The organism is Nocardia sp. CDC519 (assembly GCF_059509835.1).
Map to the genome: position 1 here is coordinate 2,788,858 of NZ_CM183377.1, position 14,159 is coordinate 2,803,016.

A 14,159-nucleotide genomic window follows, 5' to 3' on the forward strand; every position below is an offset into this window, starting at 1 on the left:
CGCCGACCCGCCCTACCGTGGGGTCCATGACCTGGAACGAACTCGCACACAGCAAATACGCGCTGCTCACCACCTACAAGAAGGATGGAACGCCGGTGGGCACGCCGGTATGGCTGGCACCCGACGGTGAGCGCATCCTGGTGTGGACGAACACCGGATCGTGGAAAGTCAAACGGCTGCGGCGCGATCCGCGGGTGACATTGCAGCCATGCGACAACCGCGGCCGTACCGATGGCGGCGACATCCGCGCCGGCACGGCAACGATCCTCGATGCCGGCGAAACCCAGCGCGTCCGCGAGGTGCTGGCCGCCAAATACGGCATCCTCGGCGCGCTGGCCGTGCGTGGGCACAAGCTGCTGCGCGGTGCCGACGCCTCGGTGGGCATCGCGATCAGCGAGCGCGCGGGCTGAACTCAGGCCGAGGCGGCGAGGCTGCCGGACAACCAGATCGCGGCCAGCTCGTCCAGCGCCAATCCCAGCACCTGGCTCAACGCCACCACGGTGCCGAACGCCGGGGAGGGCAGGCGGCCGGTTTCGATCTTGCGCAGGGTTTCCGGGGAGATGCCCGCCGCGCGCGCGACCTCGCCGAGCTCGCGGGCCCCGCGGGCCTCTCGCAGCCGGGCGCCGAGCCGGCGACCGGCTTCCACCTGGGCGGGGGTCAAGGGCAGACGAACCATGCGACCACCCTACGGCTGGTATTTAAATACCGCAATCTGGTATTAAAATACCGATGATGTCGATGTGGAGGTTGTGATGGTCGAGTTGAAGTCGCCCGAGGAGATCGAGCGCATGGCGGTGACGGGACGATTCGTCGCCGAGACCCTGGCGGAGCTGCGTGCCCGCGCGTCCGTCGGGGTGAATCTGCTGGAACTCGAGGCGGTGGTGCGCGACCGCATCCGGCAGCGTGGTGCGCAGTCGTGCTACTGGGACTACGCACCCTCGTTCGGCCGCGGGCCGTTCCGCAATACCGTCTGCCTGTCGGTGAACGATGCTGTGCTGCACGGACTTCCGTTCGATTACGCCCTGCGTGACGGCGATGTGCTGACCATGGATCTGGCCGTCTCCATCGACGGATGGGTCGCCGATGCGGCGACCACCGTGGTCGTCGGCACCGCCGCCGAGGAGGATCTGCGGCTGGTGCGGGCGACCGAGGAGGCACTGGAAGCGGCGATCGAGGTGGCGCAGCCGGGCAATCGGATCGGCGACATCTCCGCCGCCATCTCGGCCGTCGCCGCCGCCTACGGTTACCCGGTCAACACCGAATTCGGCGGGCACGGCCTCGGGCGCACCATGCACGAGGATCCGCACGTATCCAATGTCGGTCGCCCGGGCCGCGGATTTCCGCTGCGGCCCGGGCTGACCATCGCCATCGAGCCGTGGTTCGCGCGCACCACCGACCGCATCGTCACCGACCCGGACGGCTGGACGATCCGCTCGGCGGACGGTTCACGGACCGCCCATTCCGAGCACACCATCGCCGTCACCGAGGACGGGCCGCGCATCCTGACGTCTGCGGCCTGATCGGCGGCTCATTCGCGTTCGTCGAGCCACTCCCGCAGGGTCTGGCTCGCGTTCACGTCGGCCGCGATGGTCGCGCGTTCGTCGTCGGTCAGTGGGACCGCGCGCAGCGCCGCCCGATACGTGGCCGCGCGTTCGTCATCGCCCATGGCCACGGCGATCTCGCTCAGCGCGGCCCAGGCTCGGGCCAGGTCGACGGCGGGTGCGGTCATGCGGTGGCGGCGGATGCCTACTTCCAGTACTCGGGCGGCGGCCTCGTCGTCATTGCGGAATTCGCGCAGGATTCGCGCATTGTCGAGCACGCGGGCCAATCCGGTCAGTGACGGGGAACCGCCGTACTCGAGTTCCATCGGTTCGTCGCGCTGGATATAGGTGATCCAATTGCCGTCCGGATCGACAACGCTGAACCTGGATTGCCCGGAGCGAAATCGGGTGATCCGCGGTTCGCCGGTGGCCGGAACCTTGCCGTACTGCGCGCGCAGGGCGGTGCTGAATGCGCGATGCCGCTCGGCCACGTCGTCGACCATGATCAGGCAGCCGTGCCACCCCTGCGCAGGCCCCTTGCCGTCCGGGGCATTGAAATGCACGGCGCATCCGTCGGCTTCGACCGCCCCGTACACGTAGGGGCGCGCCTGTTGATAGGTGACCGTGTAACCGAGGGCTCGATAGAAGTCGAGCGTGCGCGCCAGGTCGGCGGTGGGGAGCACGGGGACGGCGGTGTCGGGCATTCGTAGCCTCCGTAATCAAGTTTGACTACGCAACCCTAGGGCGAGGCGCTCTCGGAAGTCAAACTTGATTACCGGACGTGCGCGAGGGTCGAGTGGTATGCGGTCGGCACCGAACCTCCTCGCGCGGAAAGTGATCGGTCGAGATCGGCCGGTCATCTCCGGAGTCTGCTGTCGGAGCTGGAGATCAAGTTTGACTACCATGCGGTGAGCGGCTCGGGATCCGGGCCGCGCCCGCTGGAAGGAGTCCGATGTCGACGGTGCGGCTGCTGGTACTCGGAGTGATGCGCAGGCAGCAACCCACCCATGGCTATGCGGTGCGGCAGGAGTTGCTGTCGTGGCGGGCCGACACCTGGACCAACGTCAAGCCCGGGTCGATCTATCACGCGTTGAAACAGCTGACCCAGGAAGGCAAGTTGCGGGCCCTCGGCACCGAGGGCAGCAATCAGGGGCCGGGGCGGACGATATTCGAACTCACCGCCGCAGGCGAAGCGGAGTTCTTAGCCCTGATGGACGCGGCCCTGGTCAGCGTGGACATGGAAGAACTCGGCGCGGCCATCGCGTTCATGGACGCGTTGCCGCGCGCGCACGTCATCGCCAAGCTCCGCGAGCAACGCACGCGAAGCCGGGAGATGCGCGACGATCTGCTGGCGATGGTCCCCGATTTCCCCGGCCGGTATTCCGCCCCGCACGCGACCGACCTGCTGGAACTGTGGAGCGGGGTGTTCGAGAGCCTGTCCGGCTGGACCTCCGGGGTGCTGGCCCGGTTGGAGGCCGGGGAGTACCGCATGGCCGACGACGGGTGAGCTGCGCGCCGATCGCCTACCGTTGCCGTATGAGCGATGCGCGCACAGCTGTCGAAAAAGCCGACTACGTCCTGTTGACCACCTTCCGCAAGGACGGCACCCCGGTGCCCACACCGCTGTGGGCCGCCGCGGACAACGGAAAGATCTTCGTCTGGACTGTCACCGACAGCTGGAAGGTCAAGCGCGTGCGCCGCAACCCGTCGGTCACCCTGCAACCGTGCAACGCCAAAGGCACCCCGCACGGCACCCCCGTCGACGGCACCGCCCGCATCCTCGACCCCGCCGAAACCGAGTACGTCCGCCGCCTGATCCGCAAGAAATACTTCATCCTCGGCCCCCTCGTCCTGCTCGGCAGCAACCTCCGCCGCGGCAAATCCGGCACCATCGGCCTCGAAATCACCCCGACGAGCTGATCCCTAGGCCCCCGGGGGCGTCAGGTGGCCTGGCTGACCGAGGACATGTGGAAGTCGGGGATGCGGAGTGGGGGCATGGCGGTTCGGGTGAACCAGTCTTTCCATTCGCGGGGGAGGGTGAGGGTGGTCGCGCCGGCTTCGGTGGTGCGGCGGAGCAGGTCGAGGGGGCTTTCGTTGAAGCGGAAGTTGTTGACGGCGGCGCTGACTTCGCCGTTCTCGATCAGGTAGACGCCGTCGCGGGTGAGGCCGGTGAGCAGCAGGGTGGCCGGGTCGACCTCGCGGATGTACCACAGCGTGGTGAGTAGCAGGCCGCGTTCGGTGCGGGCGATCATGTCGTCGAGGGTGGCGTCGGAACCTCCGGTCAGCAGTAGGTTCTCGCCGGGAACGGTGGTGGGGGCGTCGAATTCGGCGGCGGTGGCGCGGGGGTAGACCAGCGATTCGATGACGCCCTCGCGCAACCAATTCACCCGCTGTGCGGACAATCCGTTGTCGAACACCGACAGTGCCTCCGAGGACGCGGGCGTGGCGACGAACGGGCGGTATTCGAGACCGCTCGCACTCGGATCCGAATACAACGTGAGCGGCAGCTCGGTGAGCCGCTCACCGATGCGGGTGCCACCCGGCCGTGACAAGGCGGTGTGGCCCTCGTGCGCGCCGCGGCCTTCCATCGTCCAGGCCAGGTAGATCATCAGATCCGCCACCGCCGACGGCGGCAGCAACGTCTCATATCGCCCGGCCGGCAGCTCCACTCGCCGCGCCGACCAATCCAGCCGACGGGACAGTTCCGCCAGCAGCGCCGGCGTATTCACATCGGTGAAATCGCTGGTGCCGACGCCCACCCAGGCGCTGGCCAGATCGGCGCCGGTACCGCGCTTGCCGTTGATCTCCACCGAGCCGGTGGGCTGCACGTAGCGGCGCCGCAGGCCGGTGGAGGTACCGAGCCAGGTGGTGTGCATCTGGTGGTGGGCGAATCCGTAGAGGGTGTCGGTGCCGTCGAACCCGCGAGCCAGGTCGGCGGCAAGCCCGGTGAAGACCTCGATCCCGGTGCGGCCGGGCTCGCCCGCCCAATCCGGCGCATCGGGCGCTCCGTCCGGCTCCAGCAGCGGCATCGCGTCGCGCGCCGGTTCGGCCGTGCGCGCGGCCTGCTCGCTGGCGCGGACCACGGCCTCGACATCGGCGCCGTCCACGCTCGTGGCGGTGACGCTGCCGACGCGCGCGAGGTTCGGGCCTTCCCGGAACACCGAGACCACCGCCCACTGCCGCGAGATCGACGACCCGTTGGTGGTCATCGAATTACCCGCCCACCGCAGCGACGCCTCGTGCGCGTCGGTGACGATGACCATCGCCTCATCGGCCTTCGACAGCGCCAGCGCCTGTTCGACCACCGCCCCACCGGGCACAATCGCCGCGCCGGTCCCGTTCACTGCCCTGCCTCCGTCCGCGTGTTGAGAACATTGATGCCGCGCACCAGGATCGACGGGCAGCCGTGACTGACCGCCGCCACCTGACCGGGCTGCGCCTTCCCGCAGTTGAACGCGCCGCCGAGCTGCCAGGTGGACGGCCCGCCGACGGCTTCCATCGCGCCCCAGAAGTCGGTGGTGGTGGCCTGGTAGGCGACGTCACGCAGCTGCCCGTCCAGCTTGCCGTCGCGGATGCGGAAGAACCGCTGCCCGGTGAACTGGAAGTTGTAGCGCTGCATATCGATCGACCAGGATTTGTCGCCCACGATGTAGATGCCGTCGTCGACCCGGGAGATCAGCTCCTCGGTGCTGGTGTCGCGGTGCGGGTCCGGTTGCAGTGACACATTGGCCATGCGCTGGATCGGCACGTGGTGTGGCGAATCCGCGTAGGAGCAGCCGTTGGAACGTTCGAGACCCAGGCGCGGCGCGAACACTCGATCGAGCTGATAGCCGACCAGGAGACCGTCGCGCACCAGATCCCAGCGCTGGCCCGCGACGCCTTCGTCGTCGTAGCCGACGGTGGCCAGGCCGTGCGGTTCGGTGCGGTCGCCGGTGACGTGCATGATCGGGCTGCCGTACCGCAGCATGCCGAGCAGATCGGGCGTGGCGAACGAGGTACCGGCGTAGGCGGATTCGTAGCCGATGGCGCGATCGTATTCGGTGGCGTGGCCGATGGATTCGTGGATGGTGAGCCACAGATTGGTCGGATCGATGACCAGGTCGGTGGGCCCGGCGACGACGCTGGGCGCCTTCACCTTCTCGGCCAGCCACTCCGGGATCCGGGCGAGTTCGCCTGCCCAGTCCCAGATTCCGTCGGCGCCGGTGACGTACTCCCAGCCGCGGCCGGCCGGTGCGGCGAGTGTGCGCATCGTTTCGAACACCCCGGCCGCCGCATCGACGGTGATGGCCTCGAGCTGTGGATGCAGCCGCACCCGCTGCTGGGTGATCGAGGAGCCCGCGGTGTCGGCGTAGAAGGTCTGCTCTTTGACCTGCAGGACCGAGGCCGTCACGTGGTCGACGCCGTCGGCGGCGGACAGCCGCTGCGAATACTCCTGCAACAGCGCCACTTTGTCGGTGGTCGGCACGGTGAACGGGTCGAGATCGTAGGCCGAGACCCATTCCACGCCGTCGTAGCGTGGCTCGGCGGCCAGCTCCACCCGTTCGCGGTTGAGTGCGCGCAAGGTGGTGGCGACGGTGACGGCGCGGCGCGCGACCTCGGCCGCCGAATCGGGCGTGAGTGCCGCGTGCGAGGCGAAACCCCAGGTGCCGTCGACGATCACCCGCACCGCCAGCCCGAGTCCGGCGGAATCGGCGACCGATTCCACGCGCCCGTCGCGCAACCGGATGGATTGGGTGACCAGCCGATGCACCCGCAGATCCGCATGTGACGCTCCGGCAGCGGTGGCGGCCGAGAGCGCGGCGTCGGCCAGCGCGGCCAATGGCAGCGAGGTGAATTCGGCGTCGACGCCGTGGTGTGGGCCGCCGGTGCCCGCGTCGGAAGTCGGGATGCTCACCCAGCACACCGTAGTCGGTGCCACCGACAGCCGCTGCCGAATAGTTGCCGCGCGCAGTGGTATCGAACGGGGACGCGGCGCTCGCGCCTACCACGCCCGCGCGGTCAGATGTCGTACTGTGCCCGCGTGCCGCCTTCCGCCCTCCGTGATCGCAAACGCGAACGTACCCGCCGCGCCCTGCTCGAGGCCGCCGTCGAACTGTTCGAGACCAGAGGCTACGAAGAGACGACCGTGGCCGATATCGCCGCTGTCGCCGAGGTGGGCACTCGCACCTTCTTCAACTATTTCGCCAGTAAGGAAGAGTTGCTGTTCCCCGAACCCGATGACCGGGTGCGGGCGGCGGTGGTCGCGATCGCCTCGCGGCGGCCGGGGGAGCGGCCGGTCGAGGTGCTGCTACGAGCCTTACGCGCGGCCGGCGACAATCCCGGCGAACATCTCATCGACGATCTCTACGCCCGGATCGCCGCGCTGCGGGCCCAGGTGTCACGCACCGTGCCGGCGGTGAGCGGCCGCGCGGCGCACGCCCAGCTGGTCGCCCAGCGCGAGATCGCCAGGCAGTTGCACGCGGCGTTCCCGGCGGAATTCGACGAGGTCGGCGCGGCGGCGCTGGTCGGTGCCGTGGTCGGCGCGGTGTCGGGTGCGCTGACGGTGCTGTTCCAGGGCCCGCAGATCGGCATCGAGGACGGTGAACGGTTGCAGCGCAAGATCCACGAGACCACCTCCGAGGTGTTGCGGCCCTGGCTCGCGCGGGTCTGACCGTCAGCCGAACTGCTGCCAGCCCAGCCGCAGCACCATCGCGATCACGACCACCAGCAACACCACGCGGACGAACTCCGCGCCTCGACTCAATGCCATCCGCGAGCCGACCACCGCGCCCGCGATATTGCCCACCGCCATCGCCGCGCCGAGTGCCCACAGGATGTGCCCGGTCGCGCCGAAGAAGATCAGCGCGCCCACATTCGATCCGCAGTTGATCACCTTGGCCATCGCCGCGGCACGGACGAATTCGGTGCCGAGCAGGGTGGCGAAGGTGATGATGAGGAAGGTGCCGGTGCCGGGCCCGAGTAGTCCGTCGTAGAAGCCGATCAGCCCGGCCGCCAACGCCACCACGAGGATGAACTTGCGCCGGGTCGGTGGATGCGTGGCGAGGGTGACCCCCACCGACGGACGCGCGGTGACGAAGATGGCCACCCCCACCAGAACCACGAGCACGATCGGAATGAACAGCTCCCGATCGATCAGCGAGACCGCCGCAGCGCCGATCGCCGCGGCCACCGCCGAGATCAGCGCCGCCGGCAGCAGTACCCGCCAGCGGATCGGCACCCTGCGGGAGAAGGTCACCACCGCCGCGGTCGTACCGGCCACCGCGGAAAGCTTGTTGGTGCCGAGTGCTGTTTGCGGCGCGATGCCCGGCGCGACCAGCAGCAGGGTCGGCAACACGATCAGACCGCCGCCGCCGACCACGGCATCCACCCAGCCCGCGGCTGTCGCCGCGGTCAACAGAACCGCCCAGTCGGTGATCTCCACGGCCCAAGACAACCAGAAACATCCCATGAACCGGGCGCCGGGTCGGGCCCGCGTGCGCGCCGTCACGGACCGGTCCCCGGGCCACCCATACCCTGAACGGCATGCGCAGGTTCAGTCTGTGGCTTCGCGGCAAGCCCATCGTCGCCGACTCGATGCTGGCCGGTGTGCTGCTGGTGCTCGACGTCCTCGGCGTCTCCACCGCGCACAACAAGGTGGCTTTCGTGGCGCTGTCGCTGGTGTTGCCGCTGCCGATGATCCTGCGCCGGGTCTATCCGCGGCTCATGGCGGCCGCCGTGCTCGGGCTGTCGATCACCACGACCGCCGTCAGCTACCTCACCGAGGAAGAGTCCGAGCACGTCGCGCTGCTCGGGCTCGGCATCATGCTCTACACGCTGGTGGCCTATGTGGGCCGCCGCGACGGGCTGTTCTTCCTGGCGGGCCTGGTCCTCGATACCGGACTGTCGATGCTGGCGACGGGGTTCCCGGCCGGGACCGATCTGGCCTTCGTCATCGTGCTGTACGCCCTGTGCTGGACCCTGGCCGAATTCATCGGCGCCCGCCACGCCTACGACACCGAGGTCGCCGCCCGGCTGGCGGTGGCCGATTACGACCGGGAACGCCGCGCCCACGACGCGGTGTCGGCCGAGCGCACTCGCATCGCCCGCGAATTGCACGATGTGGTGGCGCACGCGGTGAGCGTCATCATCGTCCAGGCCGACGGTGCGAAATACGCACTGCGCCACGACCCCGACGCCGCCGAGCAGGCTGTCACCACCATCGCCGCGACCGGCCGCGAAGCGCTGCGCGAACTGCGCCGCACCGTCGCCCTGCTGCGCACCGAGCACGCACCCGACCAACTGCCCCAGCACGGGACCGCGGGTCTGGCGAAGGTGGTGGAGATGATGCGCGGCACCGGCTTGGCGGTGGAACTGGAAATGACCGGCGAGCTCGACGACATCGCCCCGGAGATCAGCCTCGGGGTGCACCGCATCGTGCAGGAATCGCTGACCAATACCCTGCGCCACGCCGGCGCCCACCCCAAGGCCTGGGTGCGGGTGCAGCGCCGCGACGACGACATCCTCATCGAGGTCACCGACTCCGGCGGCGTGCCGGTGCAGGAACCGGAGAACCGCATCACCGGCAGCGGGCTCGGGCTTGCCGGAATGCGTGAACGGGTCGCGGTGCTCGGCGGAACGATGGAAGCGGGCCGTACCCCCGACGGCTCGTGGCGGGTGCGGGCCACCATCCCGTTGGTCCAGCCCGACTGACCCGGGCGCCGATAGGCGCCTGCCGAGCCCACTACGCTGTGGTGCGTGCCGATCACCGTTCTCGTCGTCGATGACCAGGAACTCATGCGCATGGGCCTGAAAATGGTGCTCGGCGCGCACCCCGACATCGAAGTGATCGGTGAGGCCGCCAACGGCGCGCTCGCGGTGACCCAGGCGAGCGAACTGCGACCCGATGTGGTGCTGATGGATGTGCGGATGCCGGTGGTCGACGGCGTCACCGCCACGACGCAGATCGTGGAAGCCGGGCACGGTAGCCGGGTGCTGGTGATGACCACCTTCGATCTCGATGAACACGCCCTCGGCGCACTGCGCGCCGGCGCCAGCGGCTTCCTGCTCAAGGACACCCCGCCGGAGGATCTGATCTCGGCGATCCGCAGCGTCGCCGCCGGCGACGCGGTGGTCTCACCGAAGGTCACCAAACGCCTGCTCGACCGCATGATCAGCGAGAATCCCGGCCGCACCCGCGATCCCGGCGTGCTCGACGTGCTCACCGCCCGCGAACGCGAGGTGCTCGAACAGATCGCCGCAGGCCGCTCCAACGCCGAGATCGCCACCCAGTTGTTCCTGTCGGAAGCGACGGTGAAAACCCACGTCGGCCGAGTGCTGACCAAACTGGGTCTGCGCGACCGGGTGCAAGCGGTCGTGCTTGCCTATGAAACCGGGCTGGTCCGCCCCGGCGGGTGAGCCCGGCAACCGTGCGTGCGCGCCGGGAGAAAATCCGGGGCACCGGACGTTGAGAGGGTAGATCGTCCGGAAGGAACGTCATGCCCGCAGTTGTTTTCCTCGCCTACCTCGTCGTCGAGATCGCCGCCTTCGTCGGTGTCGTCCAGCTGATCGGCGTCATGCCCGCCATCGTCGTGCTCATCGCCTGCTCGGCCGCGGGAATGCTGCTCATCGGCTCGCAGGGCAGGCGGGTGTTCGAGCAGTTCCGCCGCGCCGGACGCGGGGAGATCACGCCGGGTACCGCCGTCGCCGACGGTGCGCTGGTGGCCTCGGGCAGCGTCTTGATGTTCGTGCCCGGCCTGGTCACCTCGGTGCTCGGGCTGCTGCTGCTCCTGCCGCCGACCAGGGCGCTGCTGCGTCCGCTGGTGGCGGCGGTGACCACGCGCCGGATGCAGCGGGTGGCCGCGCGTATGCCGTATCGCGGTGTGGTCATCGACGGTGACGAGGTGGTCGACGGTGTCGTCGTCACGGAGTGGTACGACGACCCGCGCCCCGGCACCAGGCGCGCCATCGGCGGCGCCTGAGACCGGCGCCGAGATCGGCGCGGCGAGGTGATCGGCACCGCACCCGCCGGTGCCCGGGCGCGGATGCGGCACTGGCAGACTGGTCGACCGTGAGTACCCAGTTGCTGGTCGGCGGTCGTATCTACAGTTCCAGTTCCCCGGACGCGACCGCGATGGCGGTCACCGACGGCACGGTGGTGTGGCTTGGCGCCGACCGGGTGGGCCGCGCACTGCACCCCGACGCCGAGATCGTCGATCTGGACGGCGCTTTCGTCGCACCGGCCTTCGTGGAACCGCACCTGCACACCACCGCGCTCGGTCTGCAACTGACCGGACTCGACCTGTCCGGCGCGCGTTCGCTGGCCCACTGTATGCAACTGCTCGCCGGCTTCGCCGCGGCCCATCCGGGTGCGGTGATCATCGGGGACGGCTGGGACGAGACCCGCTGGCCCGAACACCGGCCCCCCACCGCCGCCGATATCGATGCCGCACTCGGCGCCGACGCGGGCAGGCACGTCTATCTCTCGCGCGTCGACGCGCACTCCGCGGTGGTCTCCACCGCCGTTCTGGATGCCGTACCGGGGCTCAGCGCGGCCACCGGTTTCAGCCGCGCCGAACCACTGCGCGCGCAGGCCCACCACCTGGTGCGCGCCGCGACGCTGGCCGCGCTCGACCGCGACCAGCGCGACGCCGCCCGGCGCGCGGCCCTCGACCACGCCGCCGCGCACGGCATCGTCGCCGTACACGAATGCGCGGGCCCGGAGATCTCCGGGGAGGCCGACGTCCGCGAACTGCTCGCCTTCGATCACGGCGTCGAGGTCCGCGTCAACTGGGGGCAAGCGGTGACCAGCGCGGACGATGCGCGTGCGCTGATCGCGGACCTCGGGGTGCACGCGCTGGCCGGTGACCTGTTCGTCGACGGTTCGCTCGGCTCGCGCACCGCCTGGCTGCGCGAACCGTACGCCGACGGCGACGGCACCGGGTTCGGCTACCTGGACGCCGAGGCGATCGCCGCGCATGTGCGGGCCTGCACCGAGGCCGGGATCCAGGCCGGATTCCATGTCATCGGCGACGCCGCGATGGACGCCGTGGTCGCCGGTTTCGGCGCCGTGGTCGACGCACTGGGCGGCCCGGCGGTGGCCGCGCGCGGGCACCGGATCGAGCACGCGGAGATGATCGACGCCGACCAGATCACGAAACTGGCGGCATGGGGCGTCATCGCGAGCGTGCAGCCGGCGTTCGACGCCGCGTGGGGCGGCCCCGACGGCATGTATGCCGCACGGCTCGGCGCCGAACGCGCCGCCGGGCTGAATCCGTTCGCGGCCATGGCCTCGGCGGGTATCTCGCTGGCCATCGGCTCGGACGCCCCGGTCACCGCCCTCGACCCGTGGGCCGCCGTGCGCGCGGCCACCGAGCATCGCACGCCAGGTCACGGGGTGTCGCCGCGTGCGGCCTTCGCCGCGGCCACCAGGGGCGCGTGGCGCGCGGGCGGGGTCCGCGACGGCGTCGCGGGCACACTCGTACCCGGAGCGCCGGCCTCGTACGCGGTGTGGGAGGCCGGTGACCTCGTCGTGGCCGCGGCCGCCGATTCCGTGCAACGCTGGTCGACCGACCCGCGGTCGCGCGTTCCCGGTCTGCCCTCGCTCACCCCGGACGACGCCCTGCCGCGCTGCCTGCGCACGGTGCACCGGGGAGTGACCATCTATGGCGGCTGAGTCCGCCGGTTTCCGGTCGCGCCCGGCTGCGCTGTTCGATCGGCACCCGGTGCTCGTTCGGGCGGTCGCGGCCGTCGTCTCCGGCGTGCTGCTGTTCGGCAGTTTTCCCCCGCGACCGTGGTGGTTCCTGGCGCCTGCCGGTATCGCGCTGCTGACGCTGACCGTACGCGGCGCCGGCAAGCTACGCGCTGGCTCCGGCTACGGGCTGCTCGCCGGGCTCGGGTTCTTCCTGCCGCTGCTGCCGTGGACGGGCATCTATGTCGGCCCGGTGCCGTGGCTGGCGCTGTCGGCGGCGTGCGCGGTCTACATCGGACTGTTCGGCCTGATGGCCCGGCTGCTCGGCACGCTGCCGGGGTGGCCGGTGTGGATCGCGCTCGCCTGGACGACAGCGGAATGGGGGCGTTCCAGTTTTCCGTTCGGCGGATTCCCGTGGGGGCGGCTGGCTTTCGGCCAGGCCGACGGCTGGTTTCTGCCACTGGCCGCCTACGGCGGGGCACCGCTGATCGGTTTCGCGGTCGCGCTGACCGGCACCGGCATCGCGGCTCTGGTCGTGGCGGTGCGGTCCGCCGGAGGCCGTCGGCGCGCGGCCCTCGCCGCGGTTGTCGTCATCGCGGTCATGCCGGTGGCCGGGCTCGCGTTGCGCCCCACGCTGCCCGCCCCCGATGCCGGTGAATCGACCGTCACCGTCGCCGCCATCCAGGGCAGCGTGCCCAGGCTCGGCCTGGACTTCAACGCCCAGCGCCGCGCCGTCCTCGACAACCACGCACGCCGCACCGAACAGTTGGCCGATGACGTCGCCGCGGGCCGTGCGCCGCAGCCGGATCTGGTGATCTGGCCGGAGAACTCCTCCGATATCGACCCGCTGCGCAACGCCGACGCCGCCACCATCATCACCCGGGCCGCGCGCCGTGTAGGCGCTCCCATCCTGATCGGTGCGGTGCTGGTGAACGACGACCGCACCACCACCAACTCGATGATGGTCTGGACCGAGCAGTCCGGCCCCGCCGATCGGCACGACAAGCGCATCATCCAGCCCTTCGGCGAGTACCTGCCGATGCGCGGGTTCTTCCGGCTGTTCTCCGAATACGCCGACCGCGCCGGATATTTCGTGCCGGGACACGGCGACGGCACGGTCGGCATCGCCGGCGTCGACCTTGGCGTGGCGACCTGTTACGAAGTGGCCTTCGATCGTGCCTTCCGTGATGCCATGGCCGCGGGCGCGCAGTTGCTGACGGTGCCGACCAACAACGCGACCTTCGGCGACAGTGAGATGACCTATCAGCAGCTGGCCATGTCGCGGGTGCGCGCGGTGGAACACGGGCGCGCCCTCGTCGTCGCGGCGACCACCGGCGTCAGCGCCATGATCACCGCCGACGGGGCGGTGCGTCAGCACACCGAACTGTTCGTCCCCGCCGCGTTGACCGCCGACCTCCCGCTGCGGAGTTCGACGACCCCGGCCACCCGGCTCGGCGCGGCACCGGAGTGGGCGGCCATCGTTCTCACTGCCGCCGCGTTGGTCGTCGCGGCAATCCGCTGGCGAACCCGGCGCCCGAATGAGCCGACCGAGCGAGCGTCTTCGCCCGAATTTCCGGCGCATCCGTCCGCGCGATAGGCGCTGCGCTAACCGGACGCCCGTTATCTGTCCGGTTCGATCGAACGCGCGGTCTTGCGGCGCGGGCGAATTCCCGGTTCGCCCGACGATAGCCGTCGCCCAGCGGGACCGGCACGTCAGCGTGCCATTTTCCGGCATTCCTGTCGGAAAGTTTCCGGTACCCGCCCGATAGCGAAAATGTAGCTGTCCAAAGTGGCGTTGTGCCAAGGCCGTTGGAAGTGAAACAAATCCGAACCCTCGGCCATCCGGCCGCCATGACGCTCCGAATCATCATTCGTGGACTACGTCCTACGGCTAGGCGCGTGCGCGCCGACCGTGTGGTGCTCGGGGAGTTGCGTGAACAGCGGCAGAACGG

15 protein-coding genes are annotated in these 14,159 nt (G+C 69.8%); 10 read left to right on the forward strand and 5 right to left on the reverse strand.

Translation table 11 applies throughout. From position 1 onward, the window contains the following. Nucleotides 1–26: 26 nt before the first annotated feature. Complete coding sequence (locus AC5W7N_RS12570; RefSeq protein WP_163810658.1) at nucleotides 27–410, forward strand: PPOX class F420-dependent oxidoreductase; 384 nt, start codon at nucleotides 27–29, stop codon at nucleotides 408–410. 2 nt (nucleotides 411–412) lie between these two features. On the opposite strand, the gene AC5W7N_RS12575 is transcribed toward AC5W7N_RS12570, so the two are convergent. Then, nucleotides 413–676, reverse strand: coding sequence for a helix-turn-helix transcriptional regulator (locus AC5W7N_RS12575; protein ID WP_194990274.1), 264 nt, complete (start codon nucleotides 674–676; stop codon nucleotides 413–415). A 76-nt stretch (nucleotides 677–752) separates the two neighbouring features. Here AC5W7N_RS12575 and map point away from each other — a divergent pair, with 76 nt between their 5' ends. Then, the gene (map, locus tag AC5W7N_RS12580; RefSeq protein ID WP_495923778.1) at nucleotides 753–1,520 is read left to right on the forward strand and encodes a type I methionyl aminopeptidase; all 768 of its coding nucleotides are present in this window, start codon (nucleotides 753–755) and stop codon (nucleotides 1,518–1,520) included. 8 nt (nucleotides 1,521–1,528) lie between these two features. On the opposite strand, the gene AC5W7N_RS12585 is transcribed toward map, so the two are convergent. Continuing rightward, on the reverse strand, nucleotides 1,529–2,245 hold the full coding sequence (locus AC5W7N_RS12585; RefSeq protein WP_195007070.1) for a DUF8817 family protein: 717 nt from the start codon (nucleotides 2,243–2,245) through the stop codon (nucleotides 1,529–1,531). Between the two features lie 248 nt (nucleotides 2,246–2,493). Here AC5W7N_RS12585 and AC5W7N_RS12590 point away from each other — a divergent pair, with 248 nt between their 5' ends. Together AC5W7N_RS12590 and AC5W7N_RS12595 are read left to right on the forward strand one after the other, a co-directional pair. Then, the gene (locus tag AC5W7N_RS12590; RefSeq protein WP_194990271.1) at nucleotides 2,494–3,048 is read left to right on the forward strand and encodes a PadR family transcriptional regulator; all 555 of its coding nucleotides are present in this window, start codon (nucleotides 2,494–2,496) and stop codon (nucleotides 3,046–3,048) included. Nucleotides 3,049–3,077: 29 nt separating this feature from the next. After that, nucleotides 3,078–3,461, forward strand: a complete 384-nt coding sequence (locus AC5W7N_RS12595; RefSeq protein ID WP_194990270.1) for a PPOX class F420-dependent oxidoreductase — start codon at nucleotides 3,078–3,080, stop codon at nucleotides 3,459–3,461. 20 nt (nucleotides 3,462–3,481) lie between these two features. On the opposite strand, the gene AC5W7N_RS12600 is transcribed toward AC5W7N_RS12595, so the two are convergent. Both AC5W7N_RS12600 and AC5W7N_RS12605 read right to left on the reverse strand, forming a co-directional pair. After that, nucleotides 3,482–4,864 carry a metallopeptidase TldD-related protein gene (locus AC5W7N_RS12600; RefSeq protein ID WP_416381972.1) on the reverse strand — a complete coding sequence of 461 codons (1,383 nt, stop codon included), beginning with the start codon at nucleotides 4,862–4,864 and terminating at the stop codon, nucleotides 3,482–3,484. Between the two features lie 17 nt (nucleotides 4,865–4,881). Next, the gene (locus tag AC5W7N_RS12605; protein WP_495924099.1) at nucleotides 4,882–6,429 is read right to left on the reverse strand and encodes a TldD/PmbA family protein; all 1,548 of its coding nucleotides are present in this window, start codon (nucleotides 6,427–6,429) and stop codon (nucleotides 4,882–4,884) included. A gap of 132 nt (nucleotides 6,430–6,561) precedes the next feature. Between AC5W7N_RS12605 and AC5W7N_RS12610 the strand changes: the two genes are divergently transcribed. Continuing rightward, nucleotides 6,562–7,191, forward strand: a complete 630-nt coding sequence (locus AC5W7N_RS12610; protein ID WP_231855939.1) for a TetR/AcrR family transcriptional regulator — start codon at nucleotides 6,562–6,564, stop codon at nucleotides 7,189–7,191. Nucleotides 7,192–7,194: 3 nt separating this feature from the next. On the opposite strand, the gene AC5W7N_RS12615 is transcribed toward AC5W7N_RS12610, so the two are convergent. Next, a complete protein-coding gene (locus AC5W7N_RS12615; RefSeq protein ID WP_194990269.1) occupies nucleotides 7,195–7,962 on the reverse strand; it encodes a TSUP family transporter in 768 nt (255 codons plus the stop codon). Nucleotides 7,963–8,063: 101 nt separating this feature from the next. Between AC5W7N_RS12615 and AC5W7N_RS12620 the strand changes: the two genes are divergently transcribed. The 5 genes from AC5W7N_RS12620 (at nucleotide 8,064) to lnt (ending at nucleotide 13,804) form a co-directional block, all read left to right on the forward strand. Continuing rightward, complete coding sequence (locus AC5W7N_RS12620; RefSeq protein WP_490724102.1) at nucleotides 8,064–9,230, forward strand: sensor histidine kinase; 1,167 nt, start codon at nucleotides 8,064–8,066, stop codon at nucleotides 9,228–9,230. Nucleotides 9,231–9,275: 45 nt separating this feature from the next. Continuing rightward, nucleotides 9,276–9,935, forward strand: a complete 660-nt coding sequence (locus AC5W7N_RS12625; protein WP_163810676.1) for a response regulator — start codon at nucleotides 9,276–9,278, stop codon at nucleotides 9,933–9,935. Between the two features lie 80 nt (nucleotides 9,936–10,015). Further along, on the forward strand, nucleotides 10,016–10,498 hold the full coding sequence (locus AC5W7N_RS12630) for an FxsA family protein (protein ID WP_163810677.1): 483 nt from the start codon (nucleotides 10,016–10,018) through the stop codon (nucleotides 10,496–10,498). A gap of 89 nt (nucleotides 10,499–10,587) precedes the next feature. Beyond that, entirely contained in the window at nucleotides 10,588–12,192 is a 1,605-nt protein-coding gene (locus AC5W7N_RS12635) for an amidohydrolase (RefSeq protein WP_495923781.1), read from the forward strand. Next, nucleotides 12,182–13,804, forward strand: coding sequence for an apolipoprotein N-acyltransferase (gene lnt, locus AC5W7N_RS12640; protein ID WP_495923783.1), 1,623 nt, complete (start codon nucleotides 12,182–12,184; stop codon nucleotides 13,802–13,804). Before AC5W7N_RS12635 ends, lnt begins: the two co-directional genes overlap by 11 nt. The last annotated feature ends 355 nt before the right edge of the window (nucleotides 13,805–14,159 follow it).

What these genes read in the sequence shown, in the direction of transcription:
- AC5W7N_RS12570 (WP_163810658.1), top strand. Translation starts at nt 27, where the DNA reads ATGACCTGGAACGAACTCGCACACAGCAAATACGCGCTGCTCACCACC.
- AC5W7N_RS12575 (WP_194990274.1), bottom strand. Translation starts at nt 676, where the DNA reads ATGGTTCGTCTGCCCTTGACCCCCGCCCAGGTGGAAGCCGGTCGCCGG.
- map (WP_495923778.1), top strand. Translation starts at nt 753, where the DNA reads ATGGTCGAGTTGAAGTCGCCCGAGGAGATCGAGCGCATGGCGGTGACG.
- AC5W7N_RS12585 (WP_195007070.1), bottom strand. Translation starts at nt 2,245, where the DNA reads ATGCCCGACACCGCCGTCCCCGTGCTCCCCACCGCCGACCTGGCGCGC.
- AC5W7N_RS12590 (WP_194990271.1), top strand. Translation starts at nt 2,494, where the DNA reads ATGTCGACGGTGCGGCTGCTGGTACTCGGAGTGATGCGCAGGCAGCAA.
- AC5W7N_RS12595 (WP_194990270.1), top strand. Translation starts at nt 3,078, where the DNA reads ATGAGCGATGCGCGCACAGCTGTCGAAAAAGCCGACTACGTCCTGTTG.
- AC5W7N_RS12620 (WP_490724102.1), top strand. Translation starts at nt 8,064, where the DNA reads ATGCGCAGGTTCAGTCTGTGGCTTCGCGGCAAGCCCATCGTCGCCGAC.
- AC5W7N_RS12630 (WP_163810677.1), top strand. Translation starts at nt 10,016, where the DNA reads ATGCCCGCAGTTGTTTTCCTCGCCTACCTCGTCGTCGAGATCGCCGCC.
- lnt (WP_495923783.1), top strand. Translation starts at nt 12,182, where the DNA reads ATGGCGGCTGAGTCCGCCGGTTTCCGGTCGCGCCCGGCTGCGCTGTTC.